The organism is Acidobacteriota bacterium (genome assembly GCA_028875575.1).
In the GTDB taxonomy this organism is placed as follows: domain Bacteria; phylum Acidobacteriota; class Terriglobia; order Versatilivoradales; family Versatilivoraceae; genus Versatilivorator.
The window spans coordinates 45236-65721 of record JAPPDF010000100.1; the positions used below are offsets into that span (position 1 = coordinate 45236).

Genomic DNA, 20486 nt, shown 5'->3' on the forward strand with positions numbered 1-20486 from the left:
GCCGGAAGCAACCAATGCTAGCAGCGTCCTCCAGCACTGTCAATTTCGGGTGTGACCTGGTGAAAAATGCTGTGTAACCACAAAAAGCACAAAAGGCACCATTGGTGTTTTTGTGCCTTTTGTGGCCATTCCCGGCAAACGCTCCGCTGCCGAATTGTGCAAAAGGCTCGGTTCTTCTTTTCCAGTGATCGGTCGTTTTTCCTTCAAAAATGCTCCGGTCCGGGCGGAGGCGAGGCCAAGTGTTGCTCCATTCCTGCCCACCGTCCTGTGGCGGTGTCCCGGCAGGCCGCTTTGGGTTTACAACATCGACAAAACGTCATTAAATGGGGGAGCCAATCCGGCAGCGAGAGTGAAGGGAGGCTGCGACCATGGGAATAGAGGATCTGACGGAGTTGTACGCCTACAACGGGTGGGCCAACGGGCGGGTGAGGAATTCCATTCGGGACTTGGATCCGGAAGTCTTCAAACGCGACCTGGGCGCCAGTTTCGGTTCCCTGCAGGGGACCGTGGCTCATCTGGTGTCGGCCCAGTGGAACTGGTTGAGACGTTGGAAGGGCCAGTCGGCCAGCCGGCCCCTGCCCTCCGAAGCCTTTGCGAGTCCCGAAGAAGCCAACCGTCGCTGGGTAGAAGTCGATCGCGCCCTTGCCGCCTTCGTCGATGAACTGGACGTCGCCGGTTTGCAGCAATCCATCGCCTTGACCACCCCCCAGGGGAGCAGGTATTCGAGTCGGCTCTGGCGGGCCATGCTGCACGTCGTCAACCACTCCAGCTATCACCGTGGACAGATTGCCGCCATGCTCCGGCAGGTCGGCGCCACTCCGCAGGGGACGGATCTGATGCTCTATTACCGAGAGCAGCCGAGGTAACTCCGGCAAGCCTGAAGAGTCGTTGACGTAGAAACCGGTTCTCGGGCCGATCTTCGCAGGTGTGAGCAAGCCCAACGCCATGTTTAACGCCAGAATCCTGGGTACCGGAAGCTACCTGCCCGAAAAGATTGTCACCAACGCCGATCTGGAAGAGGTGATGGACACCTCGGACGAATGGATCCGGCAGCGGACGGGAATCCGCGAACGGCGTTTCGTGGAGCCGGGAGTCGGTCCCACCGACCTGGGTTTGCAGGCCGCCCACCGGGCCCTGCAGTCTGCCGGGCTGACGCCCGACCAGATCGACTTCATCATCTTCGCCACCTTGAGTCCCGAGTACAACTTTCCGGGTTGCGGCTGCCTGCTGCAGGAAAAGCTGGGCCTTGACACGGTGGGAGCCCTGGATGTCCGCAATCAGTGCACGGGTTTCGTCTACAGTCTCTCCATCGCCGACCAGTTCGTCAGGACCGGCACCTATCGCCACATCCTGGTGGTCGGCGCCGAGGTCCATTCTTCCGGACTCGAGATGAATACCCACGGCCGGGATGTTGGAGTCATCTTCGGTGACGGCGCCGGGGCCGTCGTGGTGGGCCGCTCGGAGAACGGAAACCGGCGAATCCTTTCCAGCCCACTGCACGCCCAGGGGAAATATGCCCGGAAACTGTGGTTGGAGGCGCCGACCTCGCTGGAACACCCTCGGTTGACGGAGGAGATGCTGAGAGAGGGCCGCCACTTTCCGCACATGGACGGCCGCTACGTCTTCAAACATGCGGTCGACCGCCTTCAGGAAAGCGTCCGGGAAGCCCTGGCCGATAACCACCTGGAAATTGAGGATGTCGGCCTCCTGGTCCTGCATCAGGCCAATTTGCGAATTTCGGAAGCGGTGGTGCGCTCCCTGAAAATCCCGCCGGAACGAGTGTTCAGCAACATTCAACGGTACGGCAACACCACGGCGGCATCCATTCCCATCGCGCTGGACGAAGCCGTCCGAGCGGGCAGGGTCCAGCCCGGAGACGTGGTTGTGCTGGCCGCTTTCGGCTCCGGATTTACCTGGGGCGCCTCCATCCTGCGTTGGTAGAATATCAGGAAGTCGGGTAAGAAATGGCCCATCGCTTCTGCATGGTCGGCCTGGTCTGCCTGGGGGCAACCATTGCCCTGGCGCAGACAGAGCCGGCGCCTTCCATCAGCCTCCTTTTCGCGTCACTGGAAGAAGGCCGAGAAATCCTACGGACCCGGGATGGCTTTATCCGACGCCTGAGCCCGTTCGATCGGGCCGCTCGGCTGAAGACCGACCGGGAAGTGTCCGAGACCGAGTTTCTGAACTTTGTCGCCGGCAAGGTCGTCGAATGGGACAGCGCGGACAGGCAAAGAGTCGAGCAGGCCTTCGATCGTATTCGCCCCGCGCTGGGTGAATATTCCCTGAATTGGCCGGAGACCGTTCATTTCGTCCATACCACTGGAGAGGAGGAAGGAGGAGCAGCCTATACCCGGGGTCAGGCCGTCGTGCTGCCCCGTACCAGGCTCGACCAGTCTCCGGAAGAGCTCGCCCAACTGGTTGCCCATGAGCTGTTCCACGTCCTGTCCCGCCACGACCGGGACATCAGGGATCGGTTGTACCGGGTGATCGGATTCGAACGCTGTCCCGAGGTCGAGTTGCCGAAGCCCCTCGCCCGGCGCAGGATCACCAACCCTGATGCTCCCGTCAACGCCCATCGCATCCGCGTGCAGCATGAGGGGCGGCAGTTCTGGGCAGTCCCGGTACTCTACTCCAGGAGCGAGCGCTACGACCCCCTTCAGGGAGGCAGCTTCTTCAGGTATCTGCAGTTTCGCCTTCTGCTGAAAGCCGTGGAAGACGAGGCCGCCACTGCTTCCGCTCCGGCCGGCTCAAAGCCCAAGCTGGTCGAGGTCAAGGAAGTGTCGGGGTTCTTCGAGCAGATCGGCAGGAACAGCTCCTACATCATCCATCCCGAAGAAATCCTGGCGGTCAACTTCGCCTTGATCGTGACGGGAGAGACCGGGTTCCCGTCGCCCGAGGTGGCTGAAGGCATCCGGTCCGTTCTGAGAGCCGGGGGCGACTCGGCCGGCCCGGATGGGCAGTAACGGCCGCCATCTTCCTGTCTTCATGGTGGCGACCGCGTGTCGGGACCGCGTTTACAAATCGGTGGCGGCATGCTAATCTCCACGCCGTCCCGGGATGAGGATCGCTGAATCCGTTCCGAACCGGGGCCATTTACGGGGGCTGCTTCACCTAGCCCGCATTTCTCACCAGGGGGCATGATCATGGCGCAGGAATTTTCCCTTCAGCGCGTGCTCGCGACCGAAGAGCGTAGCGGTTTCTACGGTCGAGGGAGCCTGTGCGCGCTGAAGGGAAAAGGACAAGCCAGGGCATGCCCAGCGCCGTCTGTGATGCGCAAGCCCTTGACATTGAGCCAATCAAGGTGCTGAAGATAATCTACTTCTTGTAATGCCTCCAGCGGCCTGGTGAGAAATGCGGGCTAACCTCACCCCACTCTGCCGGAGTGGCGGAATTGGCAGACGCACTAGACTCAAAATCTAGCGTGGGTTACCCCACGTGGGGGTTCAAGTCCCCCCTCCGGCACCAGGTCTCCCGCCCGTGACCTACTACTCCAAGCACTACTCCAAAAAGGATGGGTGGCTGGTCGCAGTAGTGGCAGTCGGTCTTCTATTTCCATTCTTGCTGGGTATCTACCTGTGGATCGAAAAGGATTGGAGTCCCAGTCTGCTCAACGTATTCATAGGATCATTTTTAATAATTGGGATCTTTTTTGGCCTGCTCTACCCGCTCTACTACGAAATCAAACACACCACCCTCACCATTCGCTCGGGTCTTACGCGGAAGAAAATACCCATCTCATCCATTCGGCGAGTATCTCCCTCCAGTGATTGGAATAGCGCCCCGGCCTGGTCTCTGGACAGGCTGAGGATCGATTGGGAGTCGGCAGAACCCGCCTGCGCAACCCTCGTCTCACCCGAAGACAAAATGAAGTTTCTGCAGGACCTCAGCCAGGCCGATCCGAAACTCGAGGTCCGAGGCGATACCTTGCTTCGGAGCGGGGAAGGCCGACACTAAGGCCTCACCACAAATTCACTCCGATTCGTGGTGTCCGAGTCGACTCGTCCCCGCCCCCGGGTGCCCTCCAAGCTGTTTATCAACGGCTAGTTCGCTACCAATGACTCCAGGTCGGTCGTGCTTGGCAGCAACGCCACCGAGCTTGTGGCAGTGCTGTAGGCAGCCTGGCAAGGATGCCGTCCCCACTGCCGACCTCCATTCCTTCCGCATTATTCAACCGGTGACTGGATAACGGCGCTGTCACTGTCGGAAATCCCTGACAGGCACCTCCGAGCTGCCTGTTGGAAGGTCATTGTTTTAAGCCATCTATTATCAGAGATTTACAGGATTTTTCGTCGGTCTTCCAACTTGGCATGGCACGTGCATCAGGGAAGTGTAGTTCGACTGAAACTCCGCTACGGATTCACTTGACCTTATTCCGACGGAGTTGATTCCAGGCACCTGCAGGATCGACGGAGCCGGGCAATTCCTGAAACGACCTGTCCAGCAAGTGGGAAAGGAGGATGTCATGACCCATGCCAATGTCATTGGTGGAACGCATTCGAAGATGGCCAGAGCGGTAGGGGTGTCGCTGGTGCTGGTCCTGTTGATGACGAGCAACGCCCCTGAGGCGGCTGCCGGATTCCGGGTGAAGCGGGACTGGACCAGGGTGCAGATCGTCACACCCGGGACACGCACCACCGTGCTGCTCTACAAGGACCGGGCCCCGCGAGGGAAGAGGAAGATCAAGGGCGTCTTCCACTCGGCTCGGAGCGATTCCGTCACCTTGCTGCTGCCGCGCGGTAAAACCCGCACGCTCCGCAAGCAGGATGTGCGCAGGGTGCTGGTCCGGCGGCCCTTCAGGAAGCGCTACCAGGGATGGATCGCCGCGGGCGGCAGCAGCGCCTATACAGTGCCCATGGTGTTGCGTCCGGGCTCAGATCTCACTCCCAAGGGCACGTTGCTTGTGGCTGCCCTGTTCATCGCTGCGCCCACGGCCTTCGCATTTCTGGTGGCGCCCAGGATGGGGGGTATCTACAACGTGCCTCGCAACCACCGGAAGCGTCAAGAGAGTGGTTCCCAATCAGCGCCCAACCGCACAGGCTATTGATGCGAGCTGCTGAACAGACCTGGCAGATGGCTGCCGTGGGAGCTGGCCGGTCGTTTTACCGGGTAGCAGAGGCCTTGTTGGCCGGATGCGGAGAGGGTTTTCCCGAAAGGCCATCCAGTCTGATCCATCGGGGAGGGGGGATACCATGACCAACACCAAAACAGGCAATGGGAGCCGGTTGAAGCTGGCCAAAGCCGCAGGAGTTCTCTTTCTGGTGGTTCTTGCGAACCTGCACCTGGAGGCACAGTCTCGCCCGGCGGAACTCCGCTTTCACCTGGGACGCGCCGCCTTCCCTAAGGCCTCCGAGCATCTCTCGGCCGGAGCTTCCTACCGCCACTACTTTGGAAAGCGCGGCTGGGCCCTCGAGCCGGAATACTCGTTCATGACCGTCATGAGCGAGAGATACCACCGGGACGACATGCTGATCCTGAACGTGGTCAAGGATCTCACCAGGCCGTCAAGGCGTTGGTCGCTCGACATGATCATGGGAGGGGGGATCTACTTCCATCGTACGAAAAGGCGTTTTTGGAAGGGACCGGGCGGGTTGGGATGGGGCATGGGACTCAAGATCTGGGGCAATGATCGCTTCTATATTTCTCCCCAATTCCGCATCGGGCATTCGCCGAGCTTTCGCTTCTCCGTCAATCTGGGGTTTGCGCCCCGTCGTTAGATTTCCTGGAGGTGTCATGCGTCTATCAAAGCTGCTACTCGTGGGAATGGTCGCAACTCTTGTCCTGCTCGTCCAGCCTGTCTCTGCACAGCCGAACCGAGTCGACCTGCGGGCTCACTGGGGCTACATGTACCGCTTGGACGACACGCCGCCGGAAGCCTGGGCCGGAGGCGGATCGGTGACTGCCGCGGTCGGTCCGAGGCTTCGGGTCGGCCTCGAGGTTCTGCATGCCAATCTGTTCGGCAAATACGACTTGTACAAGCAACGCGCCAGGCTCTTCCACCCCATGGTGGAGTACGAGTTCTTGTCGAATTCGCGTTTCAAACCCTTCATGGTCATCGGCGTCGGATACACCCAGTACCGGTCGTGGCTGGCTGACCCCAGGGCCCATTTCGATCCCTCACTTCCCAAGCGCCATTGGGAAACGCAGGGACGCATTCACTATACGGCCGGCCTGGGCGCCCGCCTGTTCCTGACCAGGCGCCTGTTCCTGGCCCCGGAAGTCCGCATCGGCCTGGTCCCGGTGCTGCGATCGACGGTGTCTGTGGGGTTCGCCTTCTGAGGCGGCACGGCGCGGGCACTTCAGGTCAGCACTTCCTGGATCACCCGGCCGTGGACGTCGGTCAGACGGAAGTCTCGGCCGCTGTAGCGGTAGGTCAGCTTTTCGTGGTCGAGGCCGAGCAGGTGCAGGACGGTGGCGTGCAGGTCGTGGACGTGGACCTTGTTCTCCACGGCCTTGAAGCCGAAGTCGTCGGTGCTCCCATAGGTCGTTCCGCCGCGCACGCCCGCGCCCGCCAGCCAGACCGAGAAGCCCCAATGGTTGTGGTCGCGGCCGTTCTGGACCACGCTGCCTCCGCTGGTCTCCACCACCGGGGTGCGGCCGAATTCGCTGCCGCAGATCACCAGCGTGTCTTCGAACAGGCCCCGGTCCTTCAGATCCTGCAGCAGGTTCGCCATGGCCGGATCGGCCTCCCGGGCCAGCCGTTGATGGGCCATGATGTCGTAGTGGCTGTCCCAGGGCTGGCCGGTGCCGAAATAGACCTGGACCACCCGAACACCTCTTTCCACCAGCCGCAGGGCCATGAGGCAGCCCTGGGCGAAATCGCTCTGCCCGTAGCGCTCCAGCGTGGCCGGATTCTCCTTGGAGAGGTCGAAGACCTCCGGGGCCTCCACCTGCATGCGGTAGGCGATTTCCATGGAGTGGATGCTGCCCTCCAACTGGGGATCGGCCGGGCGCTGCCGCCGGTGAAAATGGTTGAGCCGGTGCAGCAGGTCCAGTTGGCGGCGCTGCTCCATCCGGGTCAGGTGGGAGTTTCGTATGTCATGGATGAGCTTGTCCGGGGTCGTTTGATCGTTGGGGATGCGGGTTCCCTGGTAGACCGCCGGCAGGAAGGCCGAGTTCCAGAGGGGAACGCCCCCGGTGGGAGGACCTCCGGAGGGGCAGAGCACCATGAAGCCCGGAAGATTGCGGTTTTCGGTGCCCAGTCCGTAGGTGATCCAGGAACCCAGGGAGGGCCGTCCCGGTTGCAGGTGGCCGCAGTTCATCAGGAACATTCCGGGAGGATGGTTGGGAACCTCGGTGTGCATGGACCGGATCACACTGATGTCGTCGATGTGCCTGGCCGTTTCGGAGAAAAGCTCGCTGACTTCAATCCCGCTCTGCCCGTATCTCTTGAACCGGAAGGGCGAGCGCATCAGGTTGCCGGTCTTGCGCTCGGTCTTGACGTACCCCCCCGGCATGGGCTGGCCGTGATGTCTGGTCAACTGAGGCTTGGGGTCGAAGGTGTCGACCTGCGAGAGTCCTCCGTTCATGAAGAGAAAGATGACCCGCTTGGCTCTGGCGGGAAAGTGGGTTGCCTTGACCGCCAGGGGATCGGCGGAAACGCTCGGCACAGAGGCGTGCAGCCGGGAGTTTCCGAGCAGACTGGCATAGCCGTAGAGGCCGAAGCCGCCGCCCATCATTCGGAGCAGATCGCGCCGACTCACCGCGAGTTGGGAGGTCTTGGGGATAGTCATGGAGTTTCCCTCAATCAGTCCACGAACAAAAACTCGTTCGAGCTCAACAGGGTCTGCAGATATTGCCTCAACGGGTCGGTGGGTGAATGGTTCCGGACCTCGACCGAATCCATGAAGTTCAGAGCCAGTTGGCGTTCCTCCTGGGTGGCTTGGCGGCCGAAGATCAGTCGGTAGAACCGGTCGACCGTGCGGCCGTCCAGCCGGTTTCCCTTCCCGTGGACTCGATCCGCCAGAATTCCGGCCTGCTCCCAGACCAGCTTGCTGTTGAGGAAGAAGAGCTTCTGCGAGGGCACGTTGGTGACGGCCCGCTGCTGGCTGCTCAAGCCGGGGTCGGGAAAGTCGAAAAGGGCCAGCATGCTGTCCAGCTTGGAACGATTCACTTGCCCGTAGACGCTCCGGCGTCGCGCATCCTTGGACAGATCCACCGAAGCTCCACCGATGTCGGGACTCAGTGTTCCCGCGATTGCCAGGATGGAATCCCGTAGAGCCTCGGCGTCCAGCCGCCGCCGGTTGGCTCGCCACAGCAGCCGGTTTTCAGGGTCCTTGACAGCCGCCGCCTCCCGGTGGAGGCTGCTTTGCCGGTAGGTGGCCGACAGTAGAATCTCGCGGTGCAGGGCCTTGACCGAGTAGTTGCCCTGGATGAAACGGTGGGTCAGGTATTCCAGCAGCTCCGGATGAGTGGGTGGCGTGCCCAGCCGGCCGAAATTGCCGGGGGTTCGGACGATGCCCTGTCCGAAGTGGTTCTGCCAGAGGCGATTGACCATGACCCGAGCCGACAGGGGATGGGCGGCTATGGCCTCGGCCAGTTGCAGGCGACCGCTTCCCTGGTCAAGAGGTTGAGGCCTTCCGTCGCCGAGCACGGTCAGGAAGCGGCGCGGGGTGGTATCGCCCAGGTCGTAGGGATTGCCCCGGACGTGGATGCGGGAATCACCGGGACGGGCAGAGTCGGCCATCCCGTGGATATAGGCATAGGCAGAGGGGCTGCCGCTCTTCAACCCCTCCAGCCTGGAGCGCAATGTCGTCAGATAGGTCTTCCATTCGCCCTTCAGGTAACTTTCCAGTTTTTTGTCCTGCAGTCGGAACAGGCCGTACTCCTCCTTCATGAAGCTGTTGGTCAGGTCGGTCGCCCCGAACAAATCCAGCCAGAGAATGTACCTTTCACGGACGATGGGTTCGAGCGTCAGCTCGCAGATGTGGCAGAAATCTTCGACCATAAACCCGTTGGGAAGGTAGACGGCCGTCTCGGGGTCCACTTTCGGCTTGTTGGACTCCAGGATGATGTGATTCTTCTCATCGGCTTCCTTCTTCTCGGCGAAGACGGCCAGGGCCAGCGCCTGAAAGTCCTCGGCGATCCTCGTGGCTTCCGCCGGGGTTCCACCGCGGGCCCTCAGGTCGTCCCAGGCCTGCAGGTAGGGGTGCTGCCTTTCCTCGGAGGTCAGGTAAGCGAACCAGGCTTCCAGCAACTCGGGGTCGATTTTCTTGGCTTGGGCCAATTCGGCGCGGGAGAGGTCCGGATCCTGCAGCGATTTCCAGGTCGCCAGCAGATATCGCGAGGTCTTCCAGGCCAGCATTTCGCTGAGCTGGATGGACTGCTCATCGAGAAATTTCTTGATCGAGTCCTCCAGCGCCTTCACCTTCTTGTCGTGCTCCCGGTAAGCCTCGACGGTCTCCTCGGGCGCCAGCGGATACTCCCGGTAGACCGTGCTGGCCATGATCCCGTCCAATGCCCAGTAATCCTTGAAGGCGATGGGGTCGTACTTGTGGTCGTGGCAGCGGGCGCAGCCCACCGTCAGACCCAGGAATCCACGCGAGATGGCGTCGATGCGGTCGAAGCGTTCGTCGGCCCGGGCCTGGGGAGCCTGCACGGCGCCGTAATACCAGACTCCCAGGCTGAGGAATCCTGTCCCGGCCAGCAGCCCGTCCCTGTCCTCCCGCTGCATCAGGTCTCCGGCGATCTGAGCCTTGACGAAAAGGTCGTAGGGCATGTCCCGGTTGAAGGCCTGGATCACCCAGTCGCGGTAGCGCCAGGCGTTGGGATATCGAGAATTTCCCGCGGGGCCGTAGAGGTCATCCTCTGCATAGCGTGCCACGTCCAGCCAGTAGCGCCCCCATCGTTCCCCGTAGTGGGGGGATTCCAGCAAGCGATCCACCAGCCTGGACCAGGCCTGCGGGGACCGATCCTGCAAGAAGGCATCCACCTCCGCCGGGGTGGGAGGCAAGCCGATAAGGTTGTAGCTCAGCCGCCGGATCAGCTCTCGACGGCCGGCCTCAGGAGACGGTTTGAGGCCCGCGTCTTCCAGGCCGGCCAGGACGAAGCGATCGATGGCCGTGCGGGCCCAGCGCATGTCCTGGACCGCGGGCAGGGCAGGGGAGCGAACCGGAAGAAAAGCCCAGTATTGCCGGTCCTTTTCCGTGATTTCGAACTCCCGGTCATCGGAAACGGGCGGAACCTCGACCGGGGTCCGGGGCCAGGGCGCACCCATCTCGACCCAGCGAATGAGGTCGGCGATCTGCTGCTGAGGGAGTTTCTCTCCCAGCGGCATTTGCAGGCGGGAGTGGGTATGATCCACGGCCTGGATCAGGAGGCTCTCCGCCGGTTTTCCGGGGACGACGGCGGGCCCCAGGGTTCCCCCCTGGATCAGAGCCTGCCGGGAGTTCACCTTGAGTCCGCTGCTGGCCGTTTCGCTGTGGCAGCTATAGCACTTCTCCACCAGCAGAGGGCGTATGCGGAGCTCAAAGAAGTCTTCCGAGTCGGCTACGGCACCGGCGCCGGGGGCGGCGGCGCCCAGGGCCAGAAACGCAAGCATCAGGCCCAGGCGACTCACCCGTTCGCAAACCGGCCGCTTGGGTTCCATCAACCCATTCCCCGGACAAGGCCTCGGCAACGTGCGATTCAACCCTGTGCCCAGGGCCTGCAATAATCCAAGGCGTTGGATGGTAATCATGAGGCAGGAATGCATCCCCTGAGGGCGATTGGTGCGGCTAAAGGCTTATGATAGCATTATTTGCTCGCGCCGGCGGGCTGTTCCGGCGGAAGAATCCACCCCTCTCCGATCCGGCCGGCTCGTGAGTCTTTCCGCTGAAAGTGCGGCTGCCATCTTCCGTGGCCGGTTTCGCCCACTCAAGGGCGTCCATGTTCCAATAAACCACCCCCAAAGGAGGCTGTGGTTATGCCAAGTATCGAGATCCTAGACTCCGGCATCATCGACAACCGGGATTCATCATTTCCCACCCTGGTCCGACTGGACAACGGGGATATCCTGGCCGGCTTTACGGTCGGCGGAGGGCCGAGCGTCACCGGAGGAACCGACCTGGCTCGCTCCACCGACAACGGCAGGTCCTGGAGCCTGCAGGGGACGATCCTGGAGCCCGGCGACAATCCACGCACCACCAATTCGCTGCGCTTGAGCCGTACTCCGCAGGGCATGGTGATCGCCTATGGCACGCGGGCCTATCCGCCGGAAGAGAAGAAGCAGTTCGGAAGCGCCACCCGAAAAGACCCCATCCTTTGTCTCTCACGAGACCAGGGCAAGACCTGGACCGACCCCCAACTGCTGCCGGCCTCCATTCCCGGCCCTTTTGAAATTGCCAGCCCCATCATCGTCACCAGGAACGGCAACTGGCTGGCGCCGGCTGCGACCCTCACTGAGCAGGAGCGGCTCGGAGAACGGCTGGTGATGTTCATCTCCGAGGATGAGGGAAAGACCTGGCCCCGCACCTCGGTGGCGATGAAGGATCCGGAAGGAGTCAAGGGATTTTTCGAGCAGAAGCTGACCCGGCTCGACGGGGACCGGGTGATGGCGGTGTCCTGGACGCTGCGCATGGGCGACTACTCCGACTTCGAGGACCATTTCGTCATATCCGACGACGGCGGGGAAACCTGGGGGCCGTTGCGGTCCACGGGGATCCGGGGGCAGACCATGACCCCCATCTGGCTGGGCGAAGACCGCTTGCTGGTTCTCTACAACCGGCGATACGGAAAGCAGGGCGTTATCGCCTGCCTGGTGCGTTTCACCGACGACTCCTGGACGCTGGACTGTGAAGAAACTCTCTGGGACGCGCAGGCTTCCCGGGAAGCCCCGCAGGAAGCCGACGGAATCAACGAGCTGGAGACCTTCGCCTTCGGCTTGCCCTCGGCCATCGCGCTGGACCGGGAGACCCTGCTCTGCGTCCATTGGTGCATGGAACAGGAAAAGTTCGGCATTCGCTGGACCCGGGTCCGGGTCGGCTGGGATTGAGCCGGGCATTGCGATTTCGGGCCGAAGGCAAAAGAGATATCCACGAAGGACCACGAAGAACGGCGAAGGGCCACGAAGTAATGATGGATGAATTGTTGATCGCTGAATGTCGATTGGGGAGTTACACGGACTGAATGCGCCTCAGATCCAACAATCGCAATTTGCCTTACGTGGATTGACGGGACCACCCGGGAGCGCGGGCGTCCCGCCCGCATGCTCTTTTTTTAGCCGCCTCTGAACTTCGCTGCGAGCCACCCTGTCGGCTGACGGAACCGTACCGATTCACGATACCTGACTCACTCGTCAATGTCGTATCGACTCAAGAGATCCGAATGAGACGTTCCTTGTTGCAGGAATTGGCTGCACGGGCCGAGGCGGGCACACCGCTCCGGGTCGGAGTGATCGGGGCGGGGAAGTTCGCCACCATGTTCTTCAGCCAGGCCCGCCGCCTGAACGGGCTGCACTTGGCGGGAGTGGTGGATCTCGCGAGGGACAAGGCGAGTCAGGCCCTTCGGCGGGCCGGTTGGCCTGCCGAGCAATTGGGGGCCAGAAACCTGCAGGAGGCGATGAAAGCGGGGACGACCTGGCTTTCGGAAGACTCCGAGGTGCTGTTGTCGGCTGAGGGCGTGGATGTCATCGTGGAAAGCACGGGCGATCCGGTCGCGGGAATCCGGCACGCCCTTGGAGCCATCGAGCACGGCAAGCACCTGGTCATGGTCAACGTGGAAGCCGACGTGGTGGCCGGCCCCCTATTGGCCCAACGGGCTCGGCGGGCCGGCGTCGTCTACAGCCTGGCTTACGGCGACCAGCCGGCGCTGATCTGCGAATTGGTGGATTGGGCCCGGTGCAGCGGCTTCGAGGTGGTGTGCGCGGGCAAGGGGACCAAGTATCTGCCACAATTTCACGCCTCCACCCCGGACACCGTATGGGAACACTATGGATTCAGCCAGGACAAGGTGGCGGGTGGCGAGCTCAATCCGAGAATGTTCAACTCCTTTCTGGATGGCACCAAGTCGGCGATCGAAATGGCTGCCGTGGCCAACGCCACCGGGCTTCGCCCCCAGGCGGAAGGCCTGAATTTCCCCCCTTGCGGGCAGGATCGGCTTGCGGAGGTTTGCCGCCCGCGCTCCAGCGGGGGGTGTCTGTCTCGCGCGGGAACCGTCGAGATCGTCTCCAGCCTGGAAAGAGATGGCCGTCCCGTGTCCGGAGACCTGCGCTGGGGTGTCTACGTCACCTTTGAGGCGCCCAACGACTATGTCAAGGAATGCTTTACCGAATATGGTCTACAGACCGATGCCAGCAGCAGATACGCGGCCCTCTACCGGCCGGTTCACCTGGTGGGAATGGAGCTTTCGGTCAGTGTGCTCAAGGCTGGACTGGCCGGAGAAGCAACCGGATGCCCTAGCGCACTTGTCGGGGATGTGGTGGCCACTGCCAAGCGGGATCTCTCGGCCGGCGAGGTACTCGACGGAGAGGGTGGCTATACCGTTTACGGCAGGCTGCAACCCTCGGCCGCGGCCGCACCATTTGGAGGCCTTCCCATCGGCCTGGCCCACAAAGTGACCCTCCTCAACGACATTCCCGCCGGCAGCCCCATCGGCTGGTCCGACGTGCGCTACGACCCGGCCAATCCCGCCGTCCTCATCCGCAGGGAAATGGAAAGGACGTTTCCCGCGGCGGACTGAACTCCAAAAGACAAGAAGATACCCACGAAAAACCACGAAGACACGCCGGGGAATAATGGAGAAATGAGTTTCTTCGCCACCCGGCCGTGTCCCTCAAGCTCCAGGCGCCTACAGCGTATTCAGGTGGAGGCCGGTGGCCGCGTCTACAAACACCGTGCGTTTGGCGGAGCCGCGGGTTTCGCCCCAGATTACGCGCCAGACGGGGTGGGTGTATCGGGGAGTGGATTCCAGCAGGAAGTGGATGGGGAGATCGGGGTTTTTCTTGAGAAAGGCCGCGCTCTTTTCCGCCGCCTTGTCGTAGGCCTTGGTCGAGTCGATCTTGAAGAGCTGAATGATGAAGGGTCGGGCCTGTCCTCTTCCCGACCAGGCTTCCGGTATGCCGGCTCGGACCCCCTTGCGGATGCTGGTGCCGGATTTGACCACCGAGTAGGTGTAGGTGACGGACTTTCGCTTTTGGGGGGACACGAAGGTGGCCTGCCATACGGCGTACCTTCCGGCCTTGCCGGGGACCTCCTTGAGATCGAAGCTCGACAGGCGCAGCGGCAGCGAATCGGCGGACCAGTGCCGGGCTTGAACGTAGAGCCGGTGGAAGGCCGTATGGGCCGCGACCGGCGAGGGAGGCTTGGGCGGTTCGGGATCAGGCTCCGGCTCGGGAGCCGGCGCGCAGGAGACGGTCAGCAGGCCGAACAGCATCACGGCCAGGGCAGGGAGAATCAGGGCGTGGGCTTTCTTGTCTTTCACTGGATTCCGGGGGGGCTGAGATGGGAACCGTAGCGCCCTCTGCTGGCGCCGTCAAAGCCTACAGCTTACCGAATGACCCGCCGGAAAACCAGCCCTTGACTTCAGGTGGGCGGCTCAGAAGCCAAGCCGAATGCGGCCGCTCCACATGCGAGGGTGGCCGAAGTGGGTCCCGCTGAAGGGGTTGCCGAAATTGTAGGCGAAGCGCCGGTTGCCCAGGTTGCGGACATCGAACTGGGTCCGGAGGGTGATGCGCCGGTCTGAGAAGAAATCTTTCCCCAGTGAGAAGTCGAACAGGGCCCTGGGCTTGACGCGCGCGCGGTCGAAGTCGACCAGCTCGGCCCCCGGCCGCTCCATCAGCTCGTCCAACTCGTCCAGTTCCACTTCCAGGGGCGGCCCGCTTTCGTAACGTCCTGACAGCCCGACCCAGAATCCGGAGGGATGCTCGTAGATCATCCCGAACCCGCCGGTATTTCTTTGATCGTGGTCGGGATTGAACTTGGTCCCGGGCCCGATCTCGATCACTTCTTCCTCCAGGAACAGTCCTCCGTTGATCGGTCCCACCTGAAAGACACGCGCGTTGGAATAGCTCAGGTATCCGGACCAACCCCTTCGCTCCGGAAAATCGATGCGGGCCTCCAGTCCCTGGGCCTTCCCCTTGGCCACCGAGTTGGGAAAGATGACGGTTGTTCCCAGAAACACGTTGGGATCGGCATAGTTTCTCACCAGTCTCCACCAGTAGGCGGCATTGAGTTGAAACCAGTCGCCGAAGGGCTGGCCGAATCCTGCCTCGAACGCGTGCTGCCTCTCCGGCGCCACCCGCGCGCCGCCCATGCCTTCCGGCGTTGCGAAGGGAGAGAGTCGCCGGGCCTGCTCGGAGGAGGAGAGCAGCAGATTCTCGATCTGAGGCGGCATGAACAGCCGGTTGTAGGAAGCCCGCAGGACGGTTTGGCTGTAGGGCACCAGAAAGGCGGCGCCGGCACGCGGGCTGACCTGGGTGGCGGAAACCATGACGGCGGTGTGGTCGAGGCGGACGCCCGCGTTGATGGTCAGGTTCCCTCCCAGCGAAAAGGTGTCTTGCAGAAAAACGGACCCCTGTCCCCGCACCGCCTCTTCCTGGAAGAGAAAGGGATTCTCGCGATCGAACTCGAGCGCCAGATCGCTCAAGTCCACTTCTTCGCCGAATTCCTCGTCGGTCACGAAAAAGGAGAAGAACTCGCGTGGGGTGACCCGTTGGGCGTCGGCCCCCGCCTTGAGGGTGTGCCCCCCGACCCAGTGAGTCAGATTCACCAGAATACCCGAGCGCAGGTGGCGGCGAAGCTGGGAGGCCGAGACCGGCAGGTCGTTGGCGCTCGGGATCAGCTCGGACCGGAAGTAACGGCGATACCCCCCCAGGTTGGTGGTTGTATAAGGCGACCAGTTTCGTTGCCAGACAAACGACTGGTGGTTGTCGTCCAGTTGCTGGCGCTGGCGCTGTCCGGCCTGCTCCTGTGCCTGGGTGTTGGTGACCCTGAAGCGGCTTCCGTGGCCCGACAGGTTTGCGACCAGGATGTCGCGGGCCGAGGGATGCCAGTCGATGCGGGAGTCGAATCGCTGAGCCCATCCCCGGTTGTTGAAGTTGCCGGGGTCCACCGGATCGAGGTAGCGCCGACCGGACCCGGCCACGGAGTGAGCCAGGAAAAAGCCCAGTTGGCTGCCGAGACCTCCGGCCAGGGTGTAGCCGGCCTGGCCGCTCTGAAAGTTGCCGCCGGCCAGAGTGACCGAACCGCCCAGGGGCCGGTCGATCCCCGACTTGGGGGTGAGGTGGACTACCGCCCCGGAGGCATTTCCGTACTCCACCGGCAAATGGCCGTTGATGACCTGCAGGGACTGGATCATCTCCGTCTGGGGCGAGCCGGCAAACAGGCGGTCGGTGCGGTCGGTCAACGGGATCCCGTCGATCAGAAACAGGAATCCGTCGTCCACCCCCCTCACGTGCAGCAGGCCGTTGTCTTCACTGATCCACCCGGCAACCGTGGCGATGACCTCCTGCAGTCCCGCTGAGGGCTGGGCTCCCGGTTGCCGCTCGATGAAGGACTGGTCCAGGTCGGTTTCCAGGCCCTGCGTGTCGGATTCCACCAGCGCCTCCACCCGGATAGTCTCGGTGGGTGTGGTCAGGCTGAGCGTAACCTCAACCTGGACGGTGAGATTGGAACGGACACGCACCGGGCCGTTCCAGGGCTGAAATCCGGCGGCCTCGACTCGCAGCAGGTAGGGGTCGAAGGGGAGGTTGTTGAAGTGAAAGGCGCCCCCGGGACCAGTGGAGGTCTGGCGTTGAAACCCGGTGGTGCGGTTGCTGAGCCGGAGCAGGGCCCCGGAGACGGTTGCTCCGGTCGGGTCGAGAACCGTTCCCCGTACGGTGCCGACCCGGATCTGGGCGGCCAGGGACGGGCCCAGCATGAGGACAACCAATACCATCATTGCTATAGGGGAAATTATTCTCGGCCGAACCATGGCGACCTCTCGGTAACGCGGGAACCGCCAACCGGAACCCCTGCCCGGACACTTACCATTTTTTGGTCACACCCACAAAGATATTGCGTCCCATCTCCGGAACTCTTTCACGGGTGAAGGGATTCAGGGAATTCAGGTGTTCGAAGTAGAACTTGTCGCCGAGGTTCTCTACCCCCGCTTCCAGGGAGAGGCGCTTGGGGAGCTGCATCCCCCCTCGCAGGCTGAGGGTGGTGAATCCGGGGGAGGGCGTCTCCAGCCGGGAGGCCGCCACCCGGTCCTGAGGTCCGACGTTGCGCATTTCGAATTCTCCAAAGAAGGGAGCCGAGCGGCCCGTGTAACGCAGCCGGGAACGAACTTCAAAGGGCGGAATGCCGAGGACGGGCTCATTGACGCCAATGGCTGCCAGGGATTGCTCGATGTCGTCGGCCAGGGTGTAAGCGCCTTGAATTCCGAACTCCAATCCGTCCGTTAGGGGGGCGCGAAAGGACACGTCCAAGCCCCTGAAGTCGGCATGGTCACCATTGAGATAGCGAAAGACCTGCGGCGGGCTCAGGGGCAGTCGCTTGCGGATGCCGAGAGCCGGAGCCACCGTGATGAAATCCTGGATTCGACGATAGAATCCACCTCCTCGCAGGCGCATTCCCGCCCAACGGAGCTCCAGTCCCAGATCCGCCTGGGTGCTGGTTTCCGGTCCGATGCCGGGGGCCCCCATGAATTCGGCCGCCACCTGAAACTTGGTGCTGGGGAAGCGGTCGGAGTAGCGCTCCAGCACATTGGCCGTGCGTACCACCCGGCCCAATCCTCCCGATACCGTCGCCGCATTTGTCAGATTTCTCCGGGCGGTGAGGCTCCAACTGGTGTTGAACTCCTTCCGGTGCATGGCCCCCGAGGTGTTGGCCCTGAAAAAATCCGACGGCTGGGCGGCCTCGGCCTGGACGGCATCGAATCGAAGGGCTGCCGCCATGCCCCAGTTCTCGCCAATCTTGGCGGAGGTGAGGTAGAACCCCTGATCGCGGATACGCGCGTCCGGCCAGACACTGTCCCGAAACAGGAGCCGGTCGTTGCTGCGCCGGGAGATGAATCGGGTCGCCTGCTGGGCCAGGTCGTAGAAGTCGAAGCCGGTTTGAATGGCCCATCCGGAACGGGGCTGGAAGCTGATCCGTCCCGCCCCTCCCAGGGTGTCCGATTCCGTTGGCAGCGAGACCGCCAGCCCGAAGGGAGGCACTCTCCCGGGGCTGTCCATGGCTGTAGGCTTGCCGTCGTTGTTCATGCGGTGGCTCTTTTTGCTCAGGTAGAGCCTGAAGGCAACGCTCTGAACGGCGGCGGCGGGTTCCTTCAGGTAGTAGGCGCCGTTCCAGGACCGAGTGATGAAGTGGTTGGCGTCGAGCAGCCGGCCGGGGTAGTCCAGGTCCTGTTGGGTGTCGAGGCCCGAGTCGAGGGTGAGTTCCTGGTTGGAGGTCAGGTTCAACCGCAGTTTTCCGCCTAACTGGTATTCTCCGAACCGGCCCGGAATGGTTGGGGCGGCGACTCCTCGGGCTCCGGCGCGGTAGTCGTCCCCCTTGCCACCGGAGGCTCTCACGCTGATGCCGGCTCTCCGCCCGGCGGCGAAGAATCGGGTATGGCCCCAGCGGTTGGCGCCGTTCAAGGAATACCCGGAGGAGACGGAACCGCCGAAAGCCATCTTGTCGTGCACGGGCACGGGATCGGTCTTCACCAGGACGGCGGCCAGGCCGCCGGCGCACTCGCTCAGAGCGTAAGGGCCCTTGATCACCTCCAGGCTGCTGACCTGGTCCGGATCGACATGGCTGATCTCGGAATCCATCCTGGCAGGTCCCGCGGCGAAGGCCCGGGATCCGTCAACCACCATGGCCACCTGGTATTCCCGCAATCCCTGGACCACCGGTTCCAGGTTGGTTCCGCCCCGTCGAATGGCCAGGACGCCGGGCACTTCCTTGAGTCGTTCGGCCAGATCCCGAGGCGGGCCTGACTGCAGTCGGCCGGCCGGGACTTCCTCGATGGCGATTTGAGCCGGCGCAGTGGCCGCCACCTCGATTTCAGTGGCCACCGAACTCAGCTGCAACTCAACCGTCAGCTCGGCAGCCTCGCCCGCCGGGAGCGCCAGTTCTCTCCGGTGCGGAGCGAAGCCTGGAGCCGCAACCGATAGGAGATAAGACCCGCTGGGGACATTGAAGTTCACGTTTCCGGCGGCCGGGGTGTGCCCGGTGGCTGTCTGATGGCCTGAGGGCAATGCCAGCGAGACGGTGGCCCCGGAGATGGGCAGGCCGGAGGGGTCCCGCACCCGAACGGTGATCGATTCCTCCTGCGAAAAGAGGTTCCCACACAACAGCGTAAGGATACCCAGCAGGGACAGCCAGGGTGTACTGGTCTTCATCTGATCCTCCGCGGTGGACCAAGCAAGTGCTGGAAGGTCTGGTATGGGACGATCCGGTGTCTGCGTGCGCCTGACAGCGCGAGGCAGCGTCCTTCGCCGTCCGAAGCCGAATGCGGACGCACTGGGACCTCTTCAGGCGCAGAAACCGGGCCGAAGATGGGGGTAGGTCAGGAAAATCGCGGCGGGTGAAACGGGGAGGGATGGTGTCCCCGAGGAAGTCGAGGTTTCTGCAGAGGGATGCGGTTGCCGGCGGCCCTGGTGAGAACGGAGAAAACAGCCTTCTCCTGGGCCGGCCAGCCGCTCTGTTCACGTACCGTCAGGAAGCCGGCCTCCGGTCGTTGACATCCTGCCGACCAGGCGCACGACTTTCCCGGAAACTCCATGTTGGGGAGGGAAGGAAGGTGGCACCGATTCGTCCTGACCGGCCGGGCCTGGCGGGATTTCTCGGGGCAGCAGCAGCGTTTTTGTCCGATGGCGCACTGGCTGGGGTGCGAGGCCGAGGCGGTGCCGGGCCCCGTTACCGGCTGCAAGAGCCAATAAACGGGTAACGTGCCTGGACCCAACGACACCAGGGCCACAAAAACCGCCACTTTTTCCCAAACGGGTCTACTCATGTCCAGGGCAGGGAACTGGGTTCGAATGGAAAAGCGCTCGGATGCCTCTCGGTGGTGTCTGCGAAAGGGTGGAAGCCACCGGCACATCAGCTCGTGGGCTTGTAGCGTTCCACCTTTTCGAAGGCGTCGGCAATGATGCGGGTGTCGAGACTGTCGACGGCGAAGGCTCCCGCCTGGGAGAGGTAGCGCCAGGTGACGTCGAAATCCTGTTGGCTGAGGACCGGGTAGTTCCGCTCCAGGCCGTCGAAAAAGGCGGTGAAGGCAACGCTCACGAAGAAATCCACGGCCGCCACCCGGCTGCTCTCCAGCTTGACGGCATTCCAGACATAACCGCTGGAGCTGTTGGCGTCCGTTTCCTCGGAGATGGGTTCGAGATCCTCGACCTTGACGCTGTAGCCGTCGAGTTGAGCGCCTTCCTTGAGACCGTAGGTTTTCCAGCAGTGCCCGCAGGCTGACCGTCCCTTGCCCAGAACGAAATCCCAGACGGGTGCCACCTTCATCGCCGAACCGCAGGCCGGGCACTGGCATTCCTTGACGAAGTCCGACAACGCCGACAATATCCCATCTCCGCGATCTGGCATGGTAGCTAGCCCCTT

At 62.5% G+C, this 20486-nt stretch carries 16 protein-coding genes and 1 tRNA gene; 10 read left to right on the plus strand and 7 right to left on the minus strand.

Annotated features, from left to right (window positions below):
- Positions 1 to 39 precede the first annotated feature (39 nt).
- A complete protein-coding gene (locus OXI69_17140) occupies positions 40 to 207 on the minus strand; it encodes a hypothetical protein (protein MDE2667870.1) in 168 nt (55 codons plus the stop codon).
- A 161-nt stretch (positions 208 to 368) separates the two neighbouring features.
- Here OXI69_17140 and OXI69_17145 point away from each other — a divergent pair, with 161 nt between their 5' ends.
- The 8 genes from OXI69_17145 to OXI69_17180 all read left to right on the plus strand — a co-directional run bounded on the left by OXI69_17145 (position 369) and on the right by OXI69_17180 (position 6276).
- Entirely contained in the window at positions 369 to 866 is a 498-nt protein-coding gene (locus tag OXI69_17145) for a DinB family protein (GenBank protein MDE2667871.1), read from the plus strand.
- Positions 867 to 945: 79 nt separating this feature from the next.
- The gene (locus OXI69_17150) at positions 946 to 1941 is read left to right on the plus strand and encodes a ketoacyl-ACP synthase III (protein ID MDE2667872.1); all 996 of its coding nucleotides are present in this window, start codon (positions 946 to 948) and stop codon (positions 1939 to 1941) included.
- 23 nt (positions 1942 to 1964) lie between these two features.
- Positions 1965 to 2963 (plus strand): DUF4157 domain-containing protein, encoded by a 999-nt coding sequence (locus tag OXI69_17155; GenBank protein ID MDE2667873.1) that lies wholly within the window; start codon positions 1965 to 1967, stop codon positions 2961 to 2963.
- A gap of 413 nt (positions 2964 to 3376) precedes the next feature.
- Positions 3377 to 3465 (plus strand) — tRNA-Leu (locus OXI69_17160).
- Between the two features lie 12 nt (positions 3466 to 3477).
- Positions 3478 to 3954, plus strand: coding sequence for a PH domain-containing protein (locus tag OXI69_17165; GenBank protein MDE2667874.1), 477 nt, complete (start codon positions 3478 to 3480; stop codon positions 3952 to 3954).
- A gap of 508 nt (positions 3955 to 4462) precedes the next feature.
- Positions 4463 to 5044: a hypothetical protein gene (locus OXI69_17170; protein MDE2667875.1), complete on the plus strand. Its 582-nt coding sequence runs from the start codon at positions 4463 to 4465 to the stop codon at positions 5042 to 5044.
- A gap of 145 nt (positions 5045 to 5189) precedes the next feature.
- Positions 5190 to 5714, plus strand: a complete 525-nt coding sequence (locus OXI69_17175) for a hypothetical protein (GenBank protein MDE2667876.1) — start codon at positions 5190 to 5192, stop codon at positions 5712 to 5714.
- A gap of 16 nt (positions 5715 to 5730) precedes the next feature.
- Positions 5731 to 6276 (plus strand): hypothetical protein, encoded by a 546-nt coding sequence (locus tag OXI69_17180; protein MDE2667877.1) that lies wholly within the window; start codon positions 5731 to 5733, stop codon positions 6274 to 6276.
- A gap of 20 nt (positions 6277 to 6296) precedes the next feature.
- Here the strand turns inward: OXI69_17180 and OXI69_17185 are convergent, their stop codons facing one another.
- The gene (locus OXI69_17185; GenBank protein ID MDE2667878.1) at positions 6297 to 7730 is read right to left on the minus strand and encodes a DUF1501 domain-containing protein; all 1434 of its coding nucleotides are present in this window, start codon (positions 7728 to 7730) and stop codon (positions 6297 to 6299) included.
- Between the two features lie 14 nt (positions 7731 to 7744).
- The gene (locus OXI69_17190; protein ID MDE2667879.1) at positions 7745 to 10585 is read right to left on the minus strand and encodes a PSD1 and planctomycete cytochrome C domain-containing protein; all 2841 of its coding nucleotides are present in this window, start codon (positions 10583 to 10585) and stop codon (positions 7745 to 7747) included.
- Positions 10586 to 10900: 315 nt separating this feature from the next.
- Between OXI69_17190 and OXI69_17195 the strand changes: the two genes are divergently transcribed.
- Together OXI69_17195 and OXI69_17200 are read left to right on the plus strand one after the other, a co-directional pair.
- Entirely contained in the window at positions 10901 to 11968 is a 1068-nt protein-coding gene (locus OXI69_17195) for a sialidase family protein (protein MDE2667880.1), read from the plus strand.
- A gap of 332 nt (positions 11969 to 12300) precedes the next feature.
- The gene (locus OXI69_17200; protein MDE2667881.1) at positions 12301 to 13653 is read left to right on the plus strand and encodes an SAF domain-containing protein; all 1353 of its coding nucleotides are present in this window, start codon (positions 12301 to 12303) and stop codon (positions 13651 to 13653) included.
- Between the two features lie 108 nt (positions 13654 to 13761).
- On the opposite strand, the gene OXI69_17205 is transcribed toward OXI69_17200, so the two are convergent.
- The 4 genes from OXI69_17205 to OXI69_17220 all read right to left on the minus strand — a co-directional run bounded on the left by OXI69_17205 (position 13762) and on the right by OXI69_17220 (position 20471).
- Positions 13762 to 14394: a hypothetical protein gene (locus OXI69_17205; protein MDE2667882.1), complete on the minus strand. Its 633-nt coding sequence runs from the start codon at positions 14392 to 14394 to the stop codon at positions 13762 to 13764.
- A 114-nt stretch (positions 14395 to 14508) separates the two neighbouring features.
- Positions 14509 to 16830 carry a TonB-dependent receptor gene (locus OXI69_17210; GenBank protein ID MDE2667883.1) on the minus strand — a complete coding sequence of 774 codons (2322 nt, stop codon included), beginning with the start codon at positions 16828 to 16830 and terminating at the stop codon, positions 14509 to 14511.
- A gap of 106 nt (positions 16831 to 16936) precedes the next feature.
- Positions 16937 to 19276 (minus strand): TonB-dependent receptor, encoded by a 2340-nt coding sequence (locus OXI69_17215; protein ID MDE2667884.1) that lies wholly within the window; start codon positions 19274 to 19276, stop codon positions 16937 to 16939.
- Positions 19277 to 19976: 700 nt separating this feature from the next.
- Positions 19977 to 20471 (minus strand): hypothetical protein, encoded by a 495-nt coding sequence (locus OXI69_17220; GenBank protein ID MDE2667885.1) that lies wholly within the window; start codon positions 20469 to 20471, stop codon positions 19977 to 19979.
- Between the last annotated feature and the right edge of the window lie 15 nt (positions 20472 to 20486).

Bases quoted from the DNA above. Each gene is read 5' to 3' on its own strand.
- OXI69_17155 (MDE2667873.1), top strand. From the start codon at position 1,965: ATGGCCCATCGCTTCTGCATGGTCGGCCTGGTCTGCCTGGGGGCAACC.
- OXI69_17210 (MDE2667883.1), bottom strand. From the start codon at position 16,830: ATGCTGGGCCCGTCCCTGGCCGCCCAGATCCGGGTCGGCACCGTACGG.
- OXI69_17180 (MDE2667877.1), top strand. From the start codon at position 5,731: ATGCGTCTATCAAAGCTGCTACTCGTGGGAATGGTCGCAACTCTTGTC.
- OXI69_17200 (MDE2667881.1), top strand. From the start codon at position 12,301: ATGAGACGTTCCTTGTTGCAGGAATTGGCTGCACGGGCCGAGGCGGGC.
- OXI69_17220 (MDE2667885.1), bottom strand. From the start codon at position 20,471: ATGCCAGATCGCGGAGATGGGATATTGTCGGCGTTGTCGGACTTCGTC.
- OXI69_17190 (MDE2667879.1), bottom strand. From the start codon at position 10,585: ATGGAACCCAAGCGGCCGGTTTGCGAACGGGTGAGTCGCCTGGGCCTG.
- OXI69_17175 (MDE2667876.1), top strand. From the start codon at position 5,190: ATGACCAACACCAAAACAGGCAATGGGAGCCGGTTGAAGCTGGCCAAA.
- OXI69_17150 (MDE2667872.1), top strand. From the start codon at position 946: ATGTTTAACGCCAGAATCCTGGGTACCGGAAGCTACCTGCCCGAAAAG.
- OXI69_17215 (MDE2667884.1), bottom strand. From the start codon at position 19,276: ATGAAGACCAGTACACCCTGGCTGTCCCTGCTGGGTATCCTTACGCTG.
- OXI69_17195 (MDE2667880.1), top strand. From the start codon at position 10,901: ATGCCAAGTATCGAGATCCTAGACTCCGGCATCATCGACAACCGGGAT.
- OXI69_17145 (MDE2667871.1), top strand. From the start codon at position 369: ATGGGAATAGAGGATCTGACGGAGTTGTACGCCTACAACGGGTGGGCC.
- OXI69_17170 (MDE2667875.1), top strand. From the start codon at position 4,463: ATGACCCATGCCAATGTCATTGGTGGAACGCATTCGAAGATGGCCAGA.
- OXI69_17185 (MDE2667878.1), bottom strand. From the start codon at position 7,730: ATGACTATCCCCAAGACCTCCCAACTCGCGGTGAGTCGGCGCGATCTG.